This window comes from Psychrobacter communis (assembly GCF_014836505.1).
GTDB classification, from domain to species: Bacteria; Pseudomonadota; Gammaproteobacteria; order Pseudomonadales; family Moraxellaceae; genus Psychrobacter; species Psychrobacter faecalis.
In genome coordinates this window covers 1-517 of sequence record NZ_JACSQR010000090.1, presented here as the reverse complement: position 1 = coordinate 517, position 517 = coordinate 1, and the positions used below count along the sequence as shown (strand labels likewise).

General features: G+C 39.8%; 1 pseudogene. It reads left to right on the top strand.

The window, feature by feature from the left end:
- Positions 1-53: 53 nt before the first annotated feature.
- Positions 54-517: pseudogene (locus tag H9653_RS12415) on the top strand (RNA-guided endonuclease InsQ/TnpB family protein); the annotation flags it as partial.

Below are 517 nucleotides of genomic sequence, written 5' to 3'. Positions count from 1 at the left end.
CTCAGCCTTAAAACAGACTTGTCAACCAAACTCATTGAGGTCATAATCACTCTATGAAAACGCTCAAGTTGCGCATCAAAGACAAACATGCCAATCAGCTAAATAAACTGGCTGGTGCAGTTAACTTTGTGTGGAACTATGTAAATGACTTGAGTTTTAAACATCTTCAACGCACCAATCATTTCTTTTCCGCTTATGATATTGCGGCTTATGTAAAAGGTAGTGGCGAGCTGCTAAACCTGCACAGCCAAACCTTACAAGCCATCACCGAAACCCATACTAAATCTCGCAAGCAATTCAAAAAAGCCAAACTAAATTGGCGAACCAATAACCCAAAATCTAAGCGCAAATCACTTGGTTGGATTCCCTTTAAAAAAGCAGCAATCAAATACGTAGGTATCAAAAAATCAGGAAAGAAAAGTCTTAAATCCACCATTCAATTTAGCCTGGCTAAAGGCAAGAAGCTGACCATCGACGTGTGGGATAGCTATAATCTAGCACTCTACACCATCAACAC